The organism is [Mannheimia] succiniciproducens MBEL55E (assembly GCF_000007745.1).
GTDB lineage: Bacteria > Pseudomonadota > Gammaproteobacteria > Enterobacterales > Pasteurellaceae > Basfia > Basfia succiniciproducens.
This window is the reverse complement of record NC_006300.1, coordinates 718,875-738,581: the sequence shown is the minus strand read 5'-3', so window position 1 is coordinate 738,581 and position 19,707 is coordinate 718,875. Positions and strand designations below refer to the sequence as shown.

Annotated in this window: 17 protein-coding genes; 8 read left to right on the top strand and 9 right to left on the bottom strand. The window is 42.4% G+C overall.

What is annotated here, in order from left to right; genetic code table 11:
• Window positions 1-347: 347 nt before the first annotated feature.
• The 5 genes from MS_RS03560 to MS_RS03540 all read right to left on the bottom strand — a co-directional run bounded on the left by MS_RS03560 (window position 348) and on the right by MS_RS03540 (window position 4,745).
• Window positions 348-680: a branched-chain amino acid transporter permease gene (locus tag MS_RS03560; RefSeq protein WP_011199944.1), complete on the bottom strand. Its 333-nt coding sequence runs from the start codon at window positions 678-680 to the stop codon at window positions 348-350.
• A gap of 9 nt (window positions 681-689) precedes the next feature.
• Window positions 690-1,415, bottom strand: coding sequence for an azaleucine resistance protein AzlC (gene azlC / locus MS_RS03555; RefSeq protein ID WP_011199943.1), 726 nt, complete (start codon window positions 1,413-1,415; stop codon window positions 690-692).
• Window positions 1,416-1,430: 15 nt separating this feature from the next.
• On the bottom strand, window positions 1,431-2,357 hold the full coding sequence (locus MS_RS03550; RefSeq protein ID WP_011199942.1) for a LysR family transcriptional regulator: 927 nt from the start codon (window positions 2,355-2,357) through the stop codon (window positions 1,431-1,433).
• Between the two features lie 204 nt (window positions 2,358-2,561).
• Window positions 2,562-3,542: a sigma 54-interacting transcriptional regulator gene (locus MS_RS03545; protein ID WP_176752349.1), complete on the bottom strand. Its 981-nt coding sequence runs from the start codon at window positions 3,540-3,542 to the stop codon at window positions 2,562-2,564.
• Window positions 3,543-3,629: 87 nt separating this feature from the next.
• On the bottom strand, window positions 3,630-4,745 hold the full coding sequence (locus tag MS_RS03540; RefSeq protein ID WP_041639612.1) for a TIGR01620 family protein: 1,116 nt from the start codon (window positions 4,743-4,745) through the stop codon (window positions 3,630-3,632).
• 193 nt (window positions 4,746-4,938) lie between these two features.
• Here MS_RS03540 and fumC point away from each other — a divergent pair, with 193 nt between their 5' ends.
• Complete coding sequence (gene fumC / locus MS_RS03535) at window positions 4,939-6,336, top strand: class II fumarate hydratase (RefSeq protein WP_011199939.1); 1,398 nt, start codon at window positions 4,939-4,941, stop codon at window positions 6,334-6,336.
• Between the two features lie 104 nt (window positions 6,337-6,440).
• Entirely contained in the window at window positions 6,441-7,049 is a 609-nt protein-coding gene (locus MS_RS03530) for a hypothetical protein (RefSeq protein WP_011199938.1), read from the top strand.
• Window positions 7,050-7,086: 37 nt separating this feature from the next.
• On the opposite strand, the gene ycfP is transcribed toward MS_RS03530, so the two are convergent.
• The 3 genes from ycfP to nfsA all read right to left on the bottom strand — a co-directional run bounded on the left by ycfP (window position 7,087) and on the right by nfsA (window position 9,327).
• The gene (gene ycfP / locus MS_RS03525) at window positions 7,087-7,626 is read right to left on the bottom strand and encodes an alpha/beta hydrolase YcfP (RefSeq protein WP_011199937.1); all 540 of its coding nucleotides are present in this window, start codon (window positions 7,624-7,626) and stop codon (window positions 7,087-7,089) included.
• Window positions 7,627-7,698: 72 nt separating this feature from the next.
• Entirely contained in the window at window positions 7,699-8,598 is a 900-nt protein-coding gene (locus MS_RS03520) for an ATP-grasp domain-containing protein (protein ID WP_011199936.1), read from the bottom strand.
• Between the two features lie 6 nt (window positions 8,599-8,604).
• Entirely contained in the window at window positions 8,605-9,327 is a 723-nt protein-coding gene (gene nfsA / locus MS_RS03515; RefSeq protein ID WP_041639611.1) for an oxygen-insensitive NADPH nitroreductase, read from the bottom strand.
• 123 nt (window positions 9,328-9,450) lie between these two features.
• On the opposite strand from nfsA, the gene MS_RS03510 reads away from it, so the two are divergent.
• The 6 genes from MS_RS03510 to MS_RS03485 all read left to right on the top strand — a co-directional run bounded on the left by MS_RS03510 (window position 9,451) and on the right by MS_RS03485 (window position 16,427).
• Window positions 9,451-9,714: a GrxA family glutaredoxin gene (locus MS_RS03510; RefSeq protein ID WP_011199934.1), complete on the top strand. Its 264-nt coding sequence runs from the start codon at window positions 9,451-9,453 to the stop codon at window positions 9,712-9,714.
• Between the two features lie 607 nt (window positions 9,715-10,321).
• Window positions 10,322-11,641 carry an amino-acid N-acetyltransferase gene (argA, locus tag MS_RS03505; RefSeq protein WP_011199933.1) on the top strand — a complete coding sequence of 440 codons (1,320 nt, stop codon included), beginning with the start codon at window positions 10,322-10,324 and terminating at the stop codon, window positions 11,639-11,641.
• Window positions 11,642-11,897: 256 nt separating this feature from the next.
• On the top strand, window positions 11,898-13,493 hold the full coding sequence (locus MS_RS03500) for a lactate permease LctP family transporter (protein ID WP_011199932.1): 1,596 nt from the start codon (window positions 11,898-11,900) through the stop codon (window positions 13,491-13,493).
• Between the two features lie 87 nt (window positions 13,494-13,580).
• The gene (locus MS_RS03495) at window positions 13,581-14,312 is read left to right on the top strand and encodes a (Fe-S)-binding protein (RefSeq protein ID WP_011199931.1); all 732 of its coding nucleotides are present in this window, start codon (window positions 13,581-13,583) and stop codon (window positions 14,310-14,312) included.
• A gap of 1 nt (window position 14,313) precedes the next feature.
• Entirely contained in the window at window positions 14,314-15,726 is a 1,413-nt protein-coding gene (locus MS_RS03490) for a LutB/LldF family L-lactate oxidation iron-sulfur protein (protein ID WP_011199930.1), read from the top strand.
• Window positions 15,726-16,427, top strand: coding sequence for a LutC/YkgG family protein (locus MS_RS03485; RefSeq protein WP_011199929.1), 702 nt, complete (start codon window positions 15,726-15,728; stop codon window positions 16,425-16,427). The genes MS_RS03490 and MS_RS03485 overlap by 1 nt, the downstream gene beginning before the upstream one ends.
• Before the next feature lie 99 nt (window positions 16,428-16,526).
• Here MS_RS03485 and MS_RS03480 read toward each other — a convergent pair whose 3' ends face one another.
• A complete protein-coding gene (locus tag MS_RS03480) occupies window positions 16,527-19,568 on the bottom strand; it encodes a glycoside hydrolase family 2 TIM barrel-domain containing protein (protein WP_011199928.1) in 3,042 nt (1,013 codons plus the stop codon).
• Window positions 19,569-19,707: the final 139 nt, after the last annotated feature.

Genomic DNA, 19,707 nt, shown 5'->3' with positions numbered 1-19,707 from the left:
AACACGCCAAAATACCTTTTTGCATTCAATAGAAATAAAAGGGCGAATTTTAATCATTTTTTGTTCAATTACCAGCAAAATAGATATATTAATTAAAAAATATTACATTAAATTAAATAATATTTAATTCTTACCTATTTAATCCGGCTAAATTAGAAAATAGTTAAATATTCTCTTTGTTATATAAAAAAACAGCACTACTTCGCAGCAGTGCTGAATTTATATTGATAAAAGTGCGGTCAAAAAACGAGAAATTTTGAGCCTTGGCTTTGCCAATAACGCCGAAAAAGCGAACGCTCCTTTCAAAAATTATAAATTAAAATTACAAATTTTTGAGAAATAACGCCCTAATTAACAAATACCGCCTGTACTAAAAACATATACAACCCGGTTCCCACCGCCATTGAAAGAAACATATTTTTCTTCCACAGATGTAGCGCTAATGTAATTAGCCCCGCCAGAAACTCGGGAAAACCGTGAAACCCGCTGAAAATATCCACATTTTTATAGCAATAGATCACCAGCATGCCGAACATTGCCGCCGGCAAAACCTTACCGAGATAACGGATATATTCGGGAATCGGGCGATTTGGCGGGAAAATCAAAAAAGGCAAAACACGGCAAATGTGTACGCCTAAAATACCCATCCCGACAGTGATAATTTGTTCTGTCAGCGTCATTATTCTACCTTATTCAATGCGTTTCAATTTGCTGCTTAATTTAGGGCGACTCAATGTCAGCATAATCCAAATGCCGAGCAGAGACGGAATCAAAAATTGCTCTTTACCGACAATAATCAGGCTGGTCAGTGTGATGCCCAATCCAAGTAACGAGCTTTCATGGGATTTTTCTTTCAACCAGTTTTCGGCAAAAATAATGATGAATAACGCGGTCATGGCAAATTCGATACCTTTAAGATCAAAAGGCAGCATCGCGCCGAACAGATTGCCGATCCCCGCACCCATAACCCAATAAATTTGCAGATAAAGGCTCACAAAAAACATATACCAGCCTTTATCGATATAACTTGGGATTTTTGCCATATAATTCAATGAGAAAGCTTCATCTACTAATGAAGTAATCAAATACCAACGTTTTTTGCCTAAATGCCCGCCGTATTTTTCCAGCATCGAAATGCCGTAAAAAATTTGCCGTCCGCTTACCATTAAACAAATTAAGAATACATTTAACGGTGAAAAAGGCGCAACCAGTGCGGCGGCAACAATAAACTCAACGGAGCCGGCATAAATAAGCAAAGCCATAAAAACCGGAAACAGCACGCCGAAGCCAAGCTGTTTCATATATAAGCCATAGGCGATACCGAGAAAGATAAAGCCTGCAATCATCGGGGCTGAATAAGGAAAAGCCGCTTTGGCCGCATCCCGAACAGGGGTTTTTGATACGATTTCGGACATTTTTACAACAACTAATTATTCCAGAACAGACAACCCAGGCAGGGTGGAAAAACTTTGCGATTTAACGGTTTCATAAAAATCTTCTAAATACGCGCTATTTGCGTCTTCTTCGCGATAAGCTGCATAAAGATTACTGTACAAGCCGTTTTGCGTAATTTTGCGCGCTACCACATAACCCCGATCCAAATAAGGTTTTGCCGCCCAAAACGGCAGTGCGGCAACGCCCCTTTTGCTTGCCACCAATTGAATAATAGCAATGGTTAATTCGCTGGTTCGGCGAACAGGGTTGATTCCCGCGGGTTTCAATACTTGACGTAGTAAATCCAGCATATCGTCCGGCACCGGATAGGTGATCCAGGTTTGATCGGCAAAATCTTCCGCCTCCCATATTTCCTTGTGGGCGAGCGGATGATCTTTCGCGCATAAACCGACCATTTCATAAGAAAACAACGGTTTATGAACAATGCCGTCGGTTTCTTCCACTTCCGAAACCACCGCCCAATCGGCACGATGAGTAAGCAGCAAACCAACGGTATCCGTATGGAAACCGGATACGATATCCAATTCCACCAAAGGCCAGTGCTGACGGAAGCTGTCCATTGCCGGCATTAACCAGTCAAAACAGGTATGGCATTCCACCGCGATACGCAATTCGCCGGCTTCACCTTGTTTTACGCGGGAAAGATCCCGTTCCGCCGCAACCACTTTTGGCAAAATATCATTGGCTAATTGCAGCAAACGATCGCCAGCTGCGGTAAAACGCAAAGGATTACTTTTCCGTTCAAATAAAGGCAAGCCGTACTGCTCTTCTAACAATTTAATTTGATGAGAAAGGGCGGATTGGGTTAAATAAACCCGTTTGGCGGCTAAAGAAACGGAACCGGTTTCTTTCAGGGCAAGCAGAGTTTTTAAATGGCGCAATTCAAGAAATATAGGTTTCATTAGAATAATTCATCAAAACAGAAAAAATCATGAGCGATATTCTACCGCAATTCAGCGCCTGTTCAAAACGCTAACATCAGAAAAAAGTGCGGTATTTTTTGGAGGAATTTTGAAGGTTTGATTTATCCGAATAATAAACAAAGCGCTCAAATGGCAGTCTTACAACAAAAAATCTTAAAATTTTAACCGCACTTTTATCTCCGCTTATTTACCGATACCGTATTGCTTAAGTTTATTGGCAATGGCGGTATGGGAAACGCCCAATCGGGAAGCCAGTTTTCTTGTACTCGGATATTGTTCATAAAATTTGCGCAAAACGCTTGCCTCGAAGTTATTCATGATTTCTTCCAGGCTTTCATTGCCGAATTGCTCTAACGTTAAAGGCACGGTTTCATTCTCGGACAAATTTAAACCGTCGATGGTCAGTTTGTTATGTTCGGCAAGAGAACAGGCCCGATACAGCGCGTTATACAGTTCCCGCACATTGCCGGGCCATTGGTAATCTTTTAAATATTGTAAAAACTGCCCGTCAAATTCAGGCGTTCGAACGCCTAACCGGCGGCTGATTTGCCGAACAAAATTCTCGGTTAATACGGCTAAATCTTCTTTACGCTCGCGCAGCGGCGGGATTTGCAACGATAATACATTCAACCGATGAAATAAATCACTGCGCACTTTTCCTTCATCCACATAATGCTGCAGTGAAATCTGTGAGGTACAAATCACCCGCACATTGGCGTAATGTTCCTGTTCTTCCCCTACCCGGCGAAAAGTGCCGTCATTTAAAAAGCGCAATAATTTTGCCTGTAGATTTAATGACAATTCGGCAACGCCGTCCAGTAATACAGTGCCGCCATTGGCGTATTCAAAAAAGCCGGTTGAAGTTTTATCGCCGTCGGCGCGACCGAACATTTCGCTCTCGGCATCCGTATCGGGCAACCCGGCGCAATTTACCGCAATAAATTTCTGATCTTTTCGCGCGCTTAAATTATGGCAAGCCTTTGCTATCAAATCCTTACCGGTACCGGTTTCGCCTTGAATAAGCAACGGCGCGTCAAGCAGGGCGAATTTTTTTGCTTTTTCAACCAACGCCGCCATTTTAGGGCTTAACGCAACCACATCCGTAAAATTTTCATACTGATTCACTGTAAAATGCGCTGACCTTTTAGCAGTATTTTTCGACATAGTTTTCCCTACAATTGACCGAATAAAATAATTGCCTTCATCATACCCTTTCACTGTAAACATTTAAAGATTAATGGCAACTTTTATTTACATTTTCTCTTTATCTTTTATTTTAGACGAGGTAAAAACCGTTGATTTTAATGTACTTAATAATTCCCGGTGAATCGCCGTTAATTTCGGTTTTTCTTGCTTGCTAAATACCAGCGGGCGACAAAATTCCATGGCTTTAATACCTAAACGCGCGGTTAACAAACCAACACCGATACCCTGTGCCGCTCGTGCCGAAAGCTTGGCGGCGATATCTTGCGAAAGCCAGTCCATACCGATTTCCTGTGCGAGCTCCGTGGCACCGGCAAACGCCACATTTAAAAGCACCAGACGAATTAACCGCAAACGGCTCGCATAACCTAATTCAATACCGTAAAGTCTGGCAATGCGATTCACTAACCGAATATTCCGCCACGCGATAAAAAACATATCCACCAATGCTAAAGGGCTGATTGCCACAATAGTACCCGCCTCAACGGCACTTTTGGTCACTAATTTAATCGCTTTGGCATCAATCGGCTTTAACAGGGTTTGGCTGAATAAATACGCCACTTCCTGCGCCGAATAACTTTCATTAATTTGCTTCTGCCATTGATTTAATGCCGGATATTGCGGTTCCAGATTCATAGACTCGGCAATTTTTAAACAAAGCTGCTTGCCGCTTTCACTATCCTGTGCCGGCAAATCTTGCTCGAAATTCACCGCACTTTTTTGCAATAAAGTTTCACTTTGTCGCTGTAAATCAATATGCCGGCGCAATATGGCTAACCGTCGCCATTCTCGGAATAATGCGGAAAAACCAAGAATCACCACAAATAAACTGACCAGAGCAAAAACGAAATAGATCCACTGCTGTTGCTGCCATGTATCAATCAGCCATTGAACGGATTGCGCAACGGTTGCCCCGAAGAATAAAACTGCGGTCAAAATCAGCAATTTTTTCCACCATCTTGGTTTAGGCGTTAGGCTTTCCGTTAAATTTTCAGTCAACAATTCGCCTTCTTGCCCTAGTGAGAACTCGCCGGTTAAATCTTCCGGGTCAAGCCGCACATCGGCATCAGTTATATCGATAAATTCCTGTTTCGCCACAAAATCGGTCGGTTCTTTCGAATCTTTTGGATTTTCCGATTGATTAAAAATAATTTTGTCGTTCATTTTGCTTTTCTTCATTCATTTAGTATTTACTAAATTATAAACATCCGCTGCGGTTTTGTAAAAATAAGGCAAAATTAAACGAAAATGATCTAAATCACAAAAAACGCTTTTCGTAAATTTTCTTCATTTCAATCCTACCTCCCAGGTGTTAGAATCAGTTCAAATTTTTTATTTATTACAATGAGGTGATACAATGACAGCGTTTCGTATTGAAAAAGATACTATGGGTGAAGTGCAGGTTCCTGCAGATAAATACTGGGCGGCACAAACCGAACGTTCTCGCAATAATTTTAAAATTGGTCCTGCGGCATCTATGCCACATGAAATCATTGAAGCATTCGGTTATTTGAAAAAAGCCGCTGCTTTTGCAAATACAGATTTAGGTGTTTTACCTGCCGAAAAACGCGATTTAATCGGTCAGGCTTGTGATGAAATTCTTGCCCGTAAATTAGACGACCAATTCCCGTTGGTAATCTGGCAAACCGGTTCGGGTACGCAATCTAACATGAACCTGAACGAAGTTATCGCTAACCGCGCCCATGTGATCAACGGCGGAAAATTAGGTGAAAAATCTATCATTCACCCGAATGACGATGTAAACAAATCCCAATCTTCAAACGATACTTACCCGACTGCAATGCACATCGCGGCATATAAAAAAGTAGTTGAAGCCACTATTCCGGCGGTTGAGCGCTTACAAAAAACCTTAGCGGCAAAAGCTGCAGAATTCAAAGATGTGGTGAAAATCGGCCGTACTCACTTAATGGACGCAACACCATTAACTTTAGGTCAGGAATTCAGCGGTTATGCGGCGCAATTAAGCTTTGGTTTAACTGCAATTAAAAATACCTTACCGCATTTACGTCAATTGGCATTAGGCGGTACCGCCGTAGGTACAGGTTTGAATACGCCTAAAGGTTATGATGTGAAAGTTGCGGAATATATTGCGAAATTCACCGGTCTTCCGTTCATTACCGCAGAAAACAAATTTGAAGCTTTAGCAACCCATGATGCCATTGTGGAAACCCACGGCGCGTTAAAACAAGTTGCCATGTCATTATTCAAAATTGCTAACGATATTCGTTTATTGGCATCCGGCCCGCGTTCAGGTATCGGCGAAATCTTAATTCCTGAAAACGAACCGGGTTCGTCAATCATGCCGGGTAAAGTAAATCCGACTCAATGCGAAGCCATGACAATGGTTGCCGCACAAGTGTTAGGTAACGATACCACCATTTCATTCGCAGGCTCACAAGGTCACTTCGAACTAAACGTATTTAAACCGGTAATGGCGGCGAACTTCCTGCAATCCGCTCAATTAATCGCGGACGTTTGTATCTCATTCGACGAACATTGCGCAACCGGTATTCAACCGAATACACCGCGTATTCAACATTTGCTAGACAGCTCATTAATGTTGGTAACCGCATTAAATACCCATATCGGTTATGAAAATGCGGCGAAAATTGCGAAAACCGCACACAAAAACGGCACCACATTACGTGAAGAAGCAATCAACTTAGGCTTAGTTTCAGCCGAAGACTTCGACAAATGGGTGGTACCTGCCGATATGGTTGGTAGCTTGAAATAAGTAAATTTGTGAATAAATTCGAAAAGGCGACATAGGTTCGCCTTTTTTCTTTTCATTATTTTGCTATAATCAGCAACAATTTATGTTTAGTAAGAAATTTTTTTATGAAGATTAAACCGCTTTTCTTATCGCTTTTCTGTCTCGCGCCCGCTGTGCTCAATGCACAATGGGCTAATGTGGGCAAAGCCGATTATAACTGGGGTCCGTTCCTTGTTTATACCGTTTCATTTGATACTGAAAACGGCGAATATCAAGATCATCAGTCACCGCTGATGTTTTCATTCGACTATGCAAAACCGGTTGAAGGAAAAAATTTCTCTATTATTTTAATTAAAGAAATGACCTCATTAGGCGCAACTAAAGAGCAAACGGAAAAATGGTTAAAGGAATTATCCGCAATACCAATGCCGGATTTTTTACCCAATGATCGTTTAAGCTATATTGCGTTAGAGAATACGGGTTATTTTATTTTGAATGATCAGGTGTTAGATCATTATTTCGATGCGGAATTCAACCAATACTTTATTCAGGTTTGGTTATCCGGTAAAACGGGCTTTGCACGATTGCAAAATCAATTACTCGGCAAAGAAAAAGGCACGGTAACGGAAAGTTATCCGAGAGCGCCGGCAGTTGTACCGCTCACCGAGGAGGATGCGGACCCGCAATTACCGCCGAATTATCAATTAACAGACAGAACAATTATTAATTGCTAACTTATTCCATAAGGGCGCCACAAGGCGTCCTTATTAATTACGCCGCTTTAAATTCTTTTAGGCGCTGAATATATGGCGCGATATGTTTGAATTGATGTGCATCCGTATCGTCCCAAATCACTTCATAATAATGGGATAACAAGGCTTCGGAACGTTTAGGATCCACCACTTTGTCATTTTTTGATAAGAATACAAGGCACCGGCTTTGGTTTTTTTCGCGAAAATCTTCAATACATTTGGTTTTAATATCAAGATATTCTTCCGGACGGTCTATTTTGCCTTCCATATTTTCTTCCGGAAATAAATTCGGATTCAAAATAATTTGCTTAACACCGCACAAAAAGCCGACCCGCTCAGCCCAATAACCGCCCAAACCTACACCGCAAATCATCGGTTTATCATCTTGAGTTTCAGAAACTAATTTATGGGTCTCATTCAGGATATAAGTCATGTCATGGCGAGGGTGAACCGTACTATAACTGATAACTCGCACATCAGGATCAATCATTTTTAACTGCATCACATTCTCATAATCATCCGGTCGGCTGGATGAGAAACCATGTAAATATATAATCATAATTTTCTCCTTTAAAACTGACTTTATCTTACCGCTAAGTTGGCAAAAACAAAATGTTGTTTAACGATTTTTTCACAAACCGGCAATTTTCTTTTCTAAATAAGCAATCATTTGCGTTGCCACATCAATGCCGCTGGTTTTCTCGATCATTTCTAATCCCGGACTGGCATTTACTTCCAACACCAATAATCCCTTTTTAGATTGGATCAAATCCACACCCGCTACATCCAATCCTAATGCTTGAGCCGCACGTACGGCAATAAGCTTTTCATCATCGCTCAAAGTTATTTGTTGAGTTATGCCGCCACGATGACAATTGGCTCGGAATTCGCCTTTTTGTCCGCTACGTTGCATAGCGGCAACAACTTTATCGCCAATCACAAAACAACGGATATCCGAAGCTCCGGCCTCGCCGATAAAGTCCTGTAACAAAACCGGAATATGAGACAGCGTGAGAGTTTCCATAATACTGACCGCACTTTGCGAGCGATCGGCGAGGATAACGCCGATACCCTGCGAACCGTTGAGCGTTTTCAAAATAGTCGGTGAAGAAACCTTCTCTACCGCGCTTCCCGCTTGGAAATCCTGCCCGGCAAACACCGTTACCGGCACGGCAATATTCGCAGCGGCTAACGCCTGTAAACTCAGCCATTTATCTCGCGCAAGAGCAAAAGACGCAGGGTTATTTAGACAGGGAATATTTTTCGCCGCTAAATGGGTTAACACCGAACAGCCCATTTTTGTACTTTGCGTACCAAAACGGGGAATTACCGCATCATAATCAGGTAATAAATAGGGCGTTCCTTGATTAGGCTGATAATACAATGCAAAGTGCGGTCGATTTTCCTGAATTTTTAACAAAAAACGATTCGGATCCAAAATATCCATTTTATGACCCGCATTTTCCGCCGTCATCTTTAAACGGCGGCAGCTATACAAATTTGGTTCGCGACATAGCATCAATAGTTTCATTGCAGCCTACTTTTTCACAAAACCCTGTTTTTGCAAATAACCCAATACCTGCGGACGAACGGGTTTACCTAAGGTTTTCACCACATTACGAGACCAATCCATATCCGCTTGGCTGCGTTTTTTATAATACTCCGCCACTTCTTTGTCATAATCATTCAACATCTCTTTATCCAACGGCCGATATTGATTTTCAAAAAACATCAGTTCCTGCGGTAAACGGGGTTTTAACGGCGGATTCTGATCCGGATAACCTAAACACATTCCAAACAACGGCACGACATATTCAGGCAAATTCAACAGCTCGCCGACTTTTTCGATTTGATTGCGGATAGAACCGATATAAACACCGCCTAACCCGAGGTTTTCAGCGGCGGCCAACACATTTTGCGCCATAATACCGGCATCCACCGCACCGATTAACATGACTTCCGTATAATCCAATTGCGCCTCCGGGCAAATTTGTTTGTGTTTATTAAAATCCGCACAAAATACCCAAAATTCCGCCGCACTTTCAACATAAGCCTGCCCTGATGCACAAAGCATTAATTCATGACGCAGTTGCGGCTGCATAACCCGAACAATTGAAATACATTGCAAATGGTTGGAACTGGACGCAAAACGTGCCACATCGACTAATTGCTCAATAATATCCGGCGCTATTTGCTGTGATTTAAACTGACGAATAGAACGATGGGATAATAGAGTTTCGATAAAATTCTTCTCTGACATAATCACCTCCTGATAAGCTGTTTGATATATTACACCAATCGCAATAATGCTGAAAAACACTTTATTGTTTTGTTCTTTATCAAGTAAAATGCAAAAAGTATTTCAAACAAGAAGGAAAAAATCATGTTCGTAGTTATTTTTGGTCGCCCTGGTTGCCCATATTGTGTACGTGCTAAAAACTTAGCAGAAAAATTAAAAAACAGCTTAGATGATTTCGACTATCGTTATGTTGATATTATTGCCGAGGGCATCAGCAAAGCGGATTTATCAAAATCCGTCGGCAAAGAAGTGGAAACCGTGCCGCAAATCTTTATTGATGAAAAACCAATCGGCGGTTGCACGGATTTTGAAGCTCTAATGAAAGAACAATTTAATATTGTTGCATAAAAAGATTGTTCCCCCCCTCAGTCACTACGTGACAGCTCCCCCCATAAAGGTGGGAGCGATATTTTGCCTATTACAATAACGCTAATGTCATTCAGCCCATTCCCTCCCCCGCAAAGTCGGGGGAGGTGCCTGCAAGGCGGAGGGGGAATTGCTCCATTAGTCACTTCGTGACGGCGCCGCCCATAAAGGTGGGAGCGATGTTTTGCCTATTACAATAACGCTAATGTCATTCAGCCCATTCCCTCCCCCGCGAAGTCGGGGGAGGTGCCTGAAAGGCGGAGGGGGAATTGCTCCATTAGTCACTTCGTGACGGCGCCGCCCATAAAAGTGGGAGCGATATTTTGCCTATTACAATAACGCTAATGTCATTCAGCCCATTCCCTCCCCCGCGAAGTCGGGGGAGGTGCCTGAAAGGCGGAGGGGGAAATTCTTCCCCTTAGTCACTGCGTATCTGTTCCCTCCATAAAACTAAGAGCGAAAAGTTGCGTTACATGACAACGTCCATAGTAAAGGTTGATCGAAAAAACACTTTAATTTCCCTTGCATATTGATTAAAATGAATATAAATTCAAAATAAGTGAATAATTATATAAACGGATAATAAAATATGCGCAGTACAGAATTAGTTCAATGGTTTAGACAATCAACACCTTATGTCAATATGCACCGCGGTAAAACCTTTGTCATTATGCTTGACGGAAACACTATCGCCAGTAGTAATTTCATTAATATCATTAATGATATCAGCCTGTTGCATAGTTTAGGCATTAAATTAATTATTGTTTACGGCGCAAGAGTCCAAATTAATTCCTTATTAGCCCAAAATAATGTCACTTCCGTTTATCACAAAAATATTCGAGTGACCGATCCGAGAACATTAGAATTGGTCAAACAGGCGGTCGGTCAGCTTAGTTACGATATTACGGCGCGCCTTTCCGTACGTTTGCCGCATTCACCTGTTCTGAATGTAGTGAGCAGCAATTTTATTCTTGCTCAGCCTATCGGCGTGGATGACGGCGTCGATTATATGTTAAGCGGGAAAATCCGGCGTATCGAAATTGATAATATTAAACATCATTTGGATAATAATGCCATTGTGTTGCTGGGACCGATTGCCCCGTCGGTAACAGGCGAGACATTTAATTTACCGTTCGAAGAAATTGCGACTCAGGTTGCAATAAAACTTAAAGCGGAAAAACTTATCGGCTTTAGTTCCACTCAAGGTATTCTCGATCCGCAAGGCATATCTATTCCCGATTTATTACCGCAGGATGCGGCAAAATATCTCAATCAATACATTCAGCAAGGCGAATATCATTGTTCCCAAGCACGTTTCCTGCAGGCGGCGATTGAAGTTTGTAAAGCGGGCGTCAAACGTTCTCATTTGTTAAGTTATGAGGAAGACGGTTCCTTATTACAGGAATTATTCACCCGTGACGGTGTGGGAACCCAGCTTTCCGTTGATAATTCGGAAGATATCCGTATCGCTACGGTTCAAGATATTCCGGGATTAATCGAATTAATTCATCCGCTTGAACAGCAGGGGATTTTGGTCAAACGTTCCCGTGAACAGCTTGAAATGGACATTGCCAATTACACCATTATCGACCGGGATGGCGTGATTATCGCTTGCGCCGCCTTAAACCAATATCCGGAAGAAAATATGGCGGAAATGGCGTGCGTGGCGGTTCACCCGGATTATCGAAGTTCTTCCCGCGGGGATATTTTATTAGAAGCCATTCAGAAACGGGCAAGACAGTTAGGCATTGAAAAACTATTTGTGCTCACGACAAGAACCGTACATTGGTTCCAAGAACGCGGTTTCCGTCTTGCCAATGTGGAAGATCTACCGAAAGAAAAGCGCGATCATTATAACTATCAGCGTCGCTCAAAAATTTTGATTCAGCCGTTGAATGAAGAAGAATAAGTGAAAAATAATTTATATCAAAGGTGAGCGCTTTGCTCACCTTTTTTACATTCTATTAACGCCGGTTTTCCGATTTTTATTTAACACCTCTTTATTATTAATTTAACTTATTAAATTTACTCATTTTTTAATTTCCACAAATTTTCTGTAAATATTTTGTTAACTAAGTCACAATTTAGCAATTTTTAACTTTTCTATTAACATTTTTTTAATATTATACAGACTTCCGTATTAACATTTTCGATAAGGAATCAATATGGCGTTTTTCCTCAGTATTCTTCCAATTATTTTACTTATTTATTTAATGGTCAAACGTAACGCTTGGCCCTCTTATGTCGCTTTACCCTGGATCGCAGTTTGCGTTTTAATTATTCATCTCGCTTTTTTTGGCACCAATATTGCTATCGTTAGCGCAAACGTAACGGCAAGTATCATCGCCGTACAAACACCAATCACCGTTATTTTCGGTGCTATCTTATTCAATCGTTTCTCCGAAGTATCCGGGGTTACGAATACATTACGCAAATGGTTGGGTAATATTAACCCTAATCCGGTCGCGCAATTAATGATTATCGGTTGGGCGTTTGCCTTTATGATTGAAGGTGCCAGTGGCTTTGGTACGCCGGCAGCTATTGCCGCGCCGATTTTAGTAGGATTAGGCTTTAACCCGATTAAAGTAGCCGTTTTTGCCCTAATCATGAACTCCGTACCAGTTTCTTTCGGTGCGGTAGGTACACCGACCTGGTTCGGTTTTGGCCCGTTAAACCTTAATGACGAACAAATTCTTGAAATCGGTTCAATGACCGCCCTTATCCACTGCTTCGCCGCTTTCGTTATTCCGTTACTCGGTTTGAGAATTATGGTAGGTTGGCAGGAAATCCGTAAAAATATTTTATTTATTTACCTCAGCGTGTTTGCTTGCGTCGTCCCTTATTTCCTGATTGCACAATTCAACTATGAATTCCCTGCGTTAGTAGGCGGCGCTATCGGCTTATTAATCTCCGTATTAGCGGCAAACCGTAATATCGGTCTTGCTCGGGTGGAAAACAACCTTGATAACAACGCGGTATCTTTCAAGGAAATCAGCAAAGCATTGTTACCGACAGGTATGCTAATTGCGATTTTAATCATTACCCGTATTCAACAGCTTCCGTTTAAAGCATGGATGAATGACGCCACCACTTGGTTCGCCGTTCGAATCGGTTCGCTGGGCGACTTTGAAATCAGTCGCGGTTTGATTTTTAGTTTAAAAAATATCTTCGATACCAGCGTTAGCGCAAGCTATAAACTACTTTACGTACCGGCGTTTATTCCGTTTATCGTTACCGTATTAATCGCCATCCCGTTGTTTAAAGTGTCATTCCGTAATGCGACAGACATTTTCGGTGACAGCTTAAAACGCAGTAAAAATCCGTTTATCGCGTTGATCGGTGCGTTAATCATGGTGAATTTAATGTTAGTCGGCGGTGAAGGCTCAATGGTGAAAACTATCGGTAAAACATTTGCGGAAACCACAGGTGAACACTGGACGTTATTCTCCTCCTATCTGGGAGCCGTCGGCGCGTTCTTCTCAGGTTCCAATACCGTATCCAATTTAACTTTCGGCAGCGTACAACTTTCTACCGCCGAATTAACCGGCTTATCCACAACGCTCATTCTTGCCTTGCAATCTGTGGGCGGTGCAATGGGTAATATGGTTTGTATAAACAATATCGTTGCCGTATCCTCCGTGTTAGGCACCAATAATCAAGAAGGTAATATTATTAAACAAACTGTACTGCCGATGATTATTTATGGCATTATTGCCGCACTGGTAGCGCTTTTTGTAATCCCGTTATTTTATAATATTTAAAATTTACTAAAAATCGACCGCACTTTTTCTCCAAATCAAATCTAAAGTGCGGTGGATATTTTGATTTTTTCACGTTAGGAGTGATAAATGAACGTTAACTTTTATGTAACCTGTTTAGCAGATGTAGTAAAAGCCGGTGTTGCCAAAAACACCGTACTTTTACTTGAAAAACTTGGCTGCAAGGTTATCTTTTTAGAAAAACAAGGTTGTTGCGGACAACCCGCCCTCAATAGCGGTTATACCAAACAAGCCCTGCCCGGAATGAAAAATCTGGTGGAAACATTTGAAGTCAATGATTACCCGATTGTCGCCCCGGCAGGTTCTTGCGTTTACGCAATTAAAAACTACCCGGAATATTTTACCCGTTTTAACGAGCCGCAATGGGCCGAACGGGCGCAAAAAATCGCAGATCGTTTTTATGATCTCACGGATTTCATCGTTAACGTGCTTGGCGTCACCAACGTTGGCGCAACCTTAACCGGCAAAGCGGTTTATCATCCGTCTTGCAGCCTCTCCCGTAAACTGGGCATTGTAAAAGAACCGGTTTCTTTATTACAGCAAGTGAAAGGCTTAACCCTGTTACCTATTGCAAATCAACAAACCTGCTGCGGCTTCGGCGGCACATTCTCCGTGAAAATGGCTGAAATTTCAGGCGAAATGGTAAAAGAAAAAGTCGCCCATATTTCCGAAGCGGATCCGGATTATTTAATCGGTGCGGACGTAAGCTGCCTAATGAACATTGCAGGGCGCCTGGAACGCGAAGGCAAAAAAGTGAAAGTTATGCACATTGCCGAAGTATTAATGCAAGAGGAGAAATAAAATGTCATTAAAAACAAGCAACCTTGCATTTAAAGAACGTGTAAACCATGAAGTTAACAACGAGATCATGCGTAAAGCCGTGGTTAAAGCGCAGGAAACCATCGGCGCAAATCGCCAAAAAATGGTGGACGAATTAGGTCATTGGGAAGAATGGCGTGATCTCGCCAAACAAATCCGTAATCATGTTTTACAGAATCTAGATGCTTATCTTTACCAGCTGAGCGAAAACGTGATAAAAAACGGAGGTCATGTGTTTTTTGCCGAAACCGCCGAAGAAGCCACCAATTATATCCGTCGTATCGCCCGTGAAAAAAATGCCAAGAAAATTGTAAAATCAAAATCTATGGTAACGGAAGAAATCGGTTTAAATGCGGTACTTGAACAAGACAATATTCAAGTTATCGAGACCGATTTAGGCGAATATTTATTACAGATTTCAGGCGATAAACCTTCTCATATCGTAGTACCCGCCATTCACAAAGATCGTCATCAAATCCGTAAAGATTTGCATGAAAAACTAGGTTACGAAGGTGCTGAAACACCGGAAGACATGACCTTGTTCGTACGTAAAAAAATCCGTCAGGATTTCCTGGAAGCGGACATCGGTATCAGCGGTTGTAACTTCGCCGTTGCGGAAACCGGTTCCGTATGTTTAGTGACCAACGAAGGAAACCTGCGTTTAGCCACTACTCTGCCGAAAACCCACATTGCGGTAATGGGTATGGAACGTCTTGCGCCTACTTTTCAGGAAGTTGACGTCTTAATCACCATGCTTGCCCGCAGTGCCGTAGGTGCCAAACTAACCGGTTACAATACCTGGTTAACCGGTCCTCGCCTTGAAGGCGAAACCGACGGTCCTGAAGACTTCCATTTAGTTATTGTGGATAACGGACGTTCCGACATCTTAGCCAGCGAATTCAAAGAAGTATTGCGCTGTATCCGTTGCGGCGCCTGTTTAAATACCTGCCCGGCTTATCGCCAAATCGGCGGTCACGGTTACGGCTCAATTTATCCGGGTCCGATCGGTGCGGTTATCTCGCCACTACTTGGCGGCTACGAAGAATTTAAAGATTTACCGTATGCCTGCTCTCTTTGCACCGCTTGTAATTCCGTGTGCCCGGTACGTATTCCGCTTGCACAATTAATCAATAAACACCGCGAAAAAATGGTCGCGCAGAATCTTCGTCCGCCATTGGAAAAACTTTCTATTTTGGGTTTCAATTTTGCCAACTCCCACCCGGCGGTATGGAAAGTCGGCGTTAATATGGGCGCTAAGCTAATGAATAAACTCATTAAAGACGGCAAAGCGCCGATTTCTGTAGGTGCTTTGGGCGAATGGACAAAAGCCCGTAATTTACCGCAATCCGACGGCGAAAGTTTCCGTGACTGGTTTAAAAAAAGAGGGAGTAACTAATGGATTTCCAACATAATCGAGAACAATTTTTAAATCGTTTAGCGGCAAAAATGGGGAAAGCCCGCAGTTTCAGTCCACAAGCGATGGAAGAACCGGTAAACCGCTATCCGACCGAGCGTTTAACGGAATTATCACAAGCGCAACTATGCGAAGAATTTGTCAATTTTGCCAAAGTGATGATGGTTGACGTCAAGGTTTGCCCGGAATCCGACGTTGTTTCGAGCGCACTTTCATTATGCGAAAAATACGGAGGAAATTCCGTTATTCTAAACGACGACGAGCGCTTAACCCGGCTTGGCATAACTCAGGCGTTACAGGAAAAATATCCTTGCCATATTTGGTCACCGGAAACCGGGCAACAAAACATTGATAAAGCGGAAAAAGCGAATATCGGCGTTGTTTATGCGGAATACGGCTTGGCGGAATCCGGCGGCATCGTACTTTATTCGCAGCCGGAAAGAGGGCGCGCCGTAAGCTTACTGCCGGAAAAATCCATTGTTGTGCTACGCAAAAGTCAAGTGCTTCCGCGCGTCGCTCAACTGGCAAAAGTGTTGCACGATAAAGCGCAAAAAGGCGAACGTATGCCCTCCTGCGTTAACATCATTTCAGGTCCGAGTTCCACTGCGGATATTGAATTGATCAAAGTAGTAGGCGTACACGGCCCGGTTGCAAAAATCTATTTATTGATTGATGATTTGTAATCGCATTCGTCGAGATCATAAGGGCACCTAACAGGTGCCCTTATTTATTACAAAATTCGTCAAATTTGTACCGCACTTTGCTGAGTGCGATTACAATTTTTATAAAATCTGCAATCTGAAGCCGCAATGCCATTTGTTTTCTTTCAAACGGTATATTGCTTTCAAAACCGGTCCGCAGGAATTCGAGCCTATTCCGCTCATTTTGTAATCAATGCAAAGCACCGTTGAGTTTGAGTCTTCCAAATCATAATTATGTTTCGCCTTTTGCAGGCTCTCTTGCTTATAAGGCGAAAGATTAAAACTAAACGGCTTGTCGGAAGTTACACAAATTTCCTCGTTTTCCGACCGCAGTTTGACAAAAGAACAACCCCAATGGCTGCCGTTTTCCTGCGGTTTGAGATAATCCCGATGATTTTGTTGCGCCGTAGTGCGATACAATCCCAATTTTGCTCCATGATGTTTATCCGCATAACTTTCCGTTTCGCCATAACCAAAATATTCACCCTGTTGGAAAGCCTCATCCAACACAAAACGAAAACCGAAACGAGGCAAAAACGGCAACTGTGGCGCTTTTTCCGCATCGATTTCAATTTTCAGTTCGCCGTTGGCATAAATATGGTATACCACATCAAGGGTTAAAATCCGCGCTTTCGACAACGCAACCAGCCCGCATTTCGCTTTAACCACCGCCTTGTAGGAAAAATCCTCCGCCTGAATCTCGTAAGCCCGTGTTATTGCGCGATCATAACCCGCCGCCTGCCATTGCCGTTTGATCAGATTATCATTGTCCGCTAACGCCCGCCAAATATTGAAATCCAGCGGCTCACGCAATAATCCGCCCTGTTCCGTCATAATCTGTTGCACGATACCCTTGCGTTTATCCATCACAAATTGCGCTTTTTCCGTCTGAATCTTGATCACCGCAGAATCTTGCCAGATTTTGACCGCACTTTTTACCCGGCCGATTCTTGCCACCGGCACGATCCGTTGCCCGAACAGCGCAATTTGATCAAATCCAAGTTGGTGATTTTTTGCCACAAGCGGCGTTTCCTTTTTTTGATAATAAGTTAAATCCAGCAACCATAAATTACCGTTGTCTTCAGGCAAATTTAACGGCAAAAGTGCGGTCTGTTTTGGCGAAATTTTCACGTCATCAATATAACCTTCGCCGACAACAATGCCGTTTTCGCTGAATTGATAATGCACGGCGATAAAATCTTCCGTATCGGTAAAGTCCAGATAGTTGGTTAATTCCACTCCTTGCGCCGTTAAATTTGCCCGCAACGGACGATTAACGTTCTTCATTTCCAGCAAACTGCTTTGCACCTGCCGATCCGCAGTGACCAAACCGTCGGCACAGAAATTGCCGTCATTGGGCTCATCGCCGAAATCACCGCCGTACCCCATTTTCCCATCGGTTAAATAAGGCGAATGATTGCACCATTCCCACACAAAACCGCCGCAAGCCTGCGGATATTGATTAAAGATTTGCCAATAATCTTCCGCATCGCCGCAGGAATTACCCATAGCATGGCTATATTCGCACAGCAAATAAGGTTTGCGATTATTCGGATCGGCAAAATGCGCCTGCATGGATTCCGTGCTTGCGTACATTTCGCTGTATAAATCAATGTGAGTTAAATCGTTTGTATGCTCGGAATGCTGATAAATAGAATTTTCATAATGTACCAAACGGCTCGGATCAAACCCCTTAACCCATTTTGCCGCCGCTTCGAAATTCTCACCGAAACCGCTTTCGTTACCCAATGACCAAATCACTACGCTGGCGCGGTTTTTATCACGCTGAACATTGGCGTAAGTACGATCCAGAATCGCTTGTTTAAAATTCGGATCGCGCGCGAAATAGCAATATTCATCCACAGTTTTTTGCTGAATTTCATCCGTTTTCGGATCAGTTTTTACATTCAGCAAAATACTCGTTTCCGGCATTTCTACATAAACCGCATTGCTGCCGTGGCTTTCTATATCGCTTTCCGCAATCAAATAAAAACCTAATTCATCGCATAATTCCGCAAACCAAGGCGCGTTAGGATAATGTGCGGTACGGATTGCATTAAAATTATGGGTTTTGATTAAACGTAAATCCGTCAACGCCTGTTCCCGGCTAATGACATAACCGGTTTTTGGGTCGCTGTCATGGCGATTCACGCCTTTAAACTTAATCGGCTGATGATTGAAATGCAACACGCCTTCTTTTACCTCGATTTTCCGGAAACCGATTTTCTGGCAAATAACTTCCGAGCCGTACCGAAACAGTAAGGTATAAAGTTTCGGTTGCTCGGCATTCCAAAGCTGCAGTTCGTTTACGACATACTCAAAACCGCGCTCCGTCACCGCACTTAGCAGAATATTGCCCTGCGGATCACTCAACTGCCATGCCATTTCCCGCAACGCTGCGGGTTCCCCCGCCTGCACGAAAAAAGGTTCCACTTTTAATACCGCACTTTTCAGATCTTCCGCCAATTCGGTACGAATAAAGAAATCCTGCAAATAATGGCTTTCACGTTCTAATAAATACACATCGCGGAAAATACCCGACATACGGAATTTATCCTGATCTTCCAAATAAGAACCGTCGCACCATTTCAATACAAGCACATGAATTTCGTTTTCACCTTGGCGTAAAAAATCCGTGACATCAAATTCCGAGGTGCAGTGGCTGATTTGACTGTAACCGACAAACTGTTGATTAATATAGACAAATAAGCAACTATCCACACCTTCAAAATTCAATAAATAGCGTTTAGCCTTATTCAAATTAATACAAAATTTGCGCTGATAAAGCCCGCAAGGATTATCCTGCGGCACATAAGGCGGATCAAAAGGAATCGGGTAATTCACATTGGTATATTGATGATGATCATAGCCGTGATTTTGCCAATTTGCCGGCACCGGAATTTTATCGGGCAAATGCCGGGTTAAAAAATCCTCCGTTAAATCATAATAACTTGCAAAATACTGAAAATTCCATTCGCCGTTCAGCAAGGTAAAAAAAGCGGAAGATTCTCGCGGATTTTTGACCGCACTTTCCACCGAATCATGAGGAATAAAATAAGCGTGATGAGGCGTGGCGTTAACATGAAGAATTTGCGGATTTTGGAAATAATTAGGTAAAAACATGAGTGTAACTCCTACAACTTAAAATATCTCTACTATAAAAACTCTATGCTAAACAAGCAATTAGCAAATATCAAAAGTGCGGTCAAAATCACAAAAGTTTTGGTTATCTATAAATAAATTATTCCAAATATAAAAAAAT

Bases quoted from the DNA above. Each gene is read 5' to 3' on its own strand.
- MS_RS03560 (WP_011199944.1), bottom strand. From the start codon at position 680: ATGACGCTGACAGAACAAATTATCACTGTCGGGATGGGTATTTTAGGC.
- azlC (WP_011199943.1), bottom strand. From the start codon at position 1,415: ATGTCCGAAATCGTATCAAAAACCCCTGTTCGGGATGCGGCCAAAGCG.
- MS_RS03550 (WP_011199942.1), bottom strand. From the start codon at position 2,357: ATGAAACCTATATTTCTTGAATTGCGCCATTTAAAAACTCTGCTTGCC.
- MS_RS03545 (WP_176752349.1), bottom strand. From the start codon at position 3,542: ATGTCGAAAAATACTGCTAAAAGGTCAGCGCATTTTACAGTGAATCAG.
- MS_RS03540 (WP_041639612.1), bottom strand. From the start codon at position 4,745: ATGAACGACAAAATTATTTTTAATCAATCGGAAAATCCAAAAGATTCG.
- fumC (WP_011199939.1), top strand. From the start codon at position 4,939: ATGACAGCGTTTCGTATTGAAAAAGATACTATGGGTGAAGTGCAGGTT.
- MS_RS03530 (WP_011199938.1), top strand. From the start codon at position 6,441: ATGAAGATTAAACCGCTTTTCTTATCGCTTTTCTGTCTCGCGCCCGCT.
- ycfP (WP_011199937.1), bottom strand. From the start codon at position 7,626: ATGATTATATATTTACATGGTTTCTCATCCAGCCGACCGGATGATTAT.
- MS_RS03520 (WP_011199936.1), bottom strand. From the start codon at position 8,598: ATGAAACTATTGATGCTATGTCGCGAACCAAATTTGTATAGCTGCCGC.
- nfsA (WP_041639611.1), bottom strand. From the start codon at position 9,327: ATGTCAGAGAAGAATTTTATCGAAACTCTATTATCCCATCGTTCTATT.
- MS_RS03510 (WP_011199934.1), top strand. From the start codon at position 9,451: ATGTTCGTAGTTATTTTTGGTCGCCCTGGTTGCCCATATTGTGTACGT.
- argA (WP_011199933.1), top strand. From the start codon at position 10,322: ATGCGCAGTACAGAATTAGTTCAATGGTTTAGACAATCAACACCTTAT.
- MS_RS03500 (WP_011199932.1), top strand. From the start codon at position 11,898: ATGGCGTTTTTCCTCAGTATTCTTCCAATTATTTTACTTATTTATTTA.
- MS_RS03495 (WP_011199931.1), top strand. From the start codon at position 13,581: ATGAACGTTAACTTTTATGTAACCTGTTTAGCAGATGTAGTAAAAGCC.
- MS_RS03490 (WP_011199930.1), top strand. From the start codon at position 14,314: ATGTCATTAAAAACAAGCAACCTTGCATTTAAAGAACGTGTAAACCAT.
- MS_RS03485 (WP_011199929.1), top strand. From the start codon at position 15,726: ATGGATTTCCAACATAATCGAGAACAATTTTTAAATCGTTTAGCGGCA.
- MS_RS03480 (WP_011199928.1), bottom strand. From the start codon at position 19,568: ATGTTTTTACCTAATTATTTCCAAAATCCGCAAATTCTTCATGTTAAC.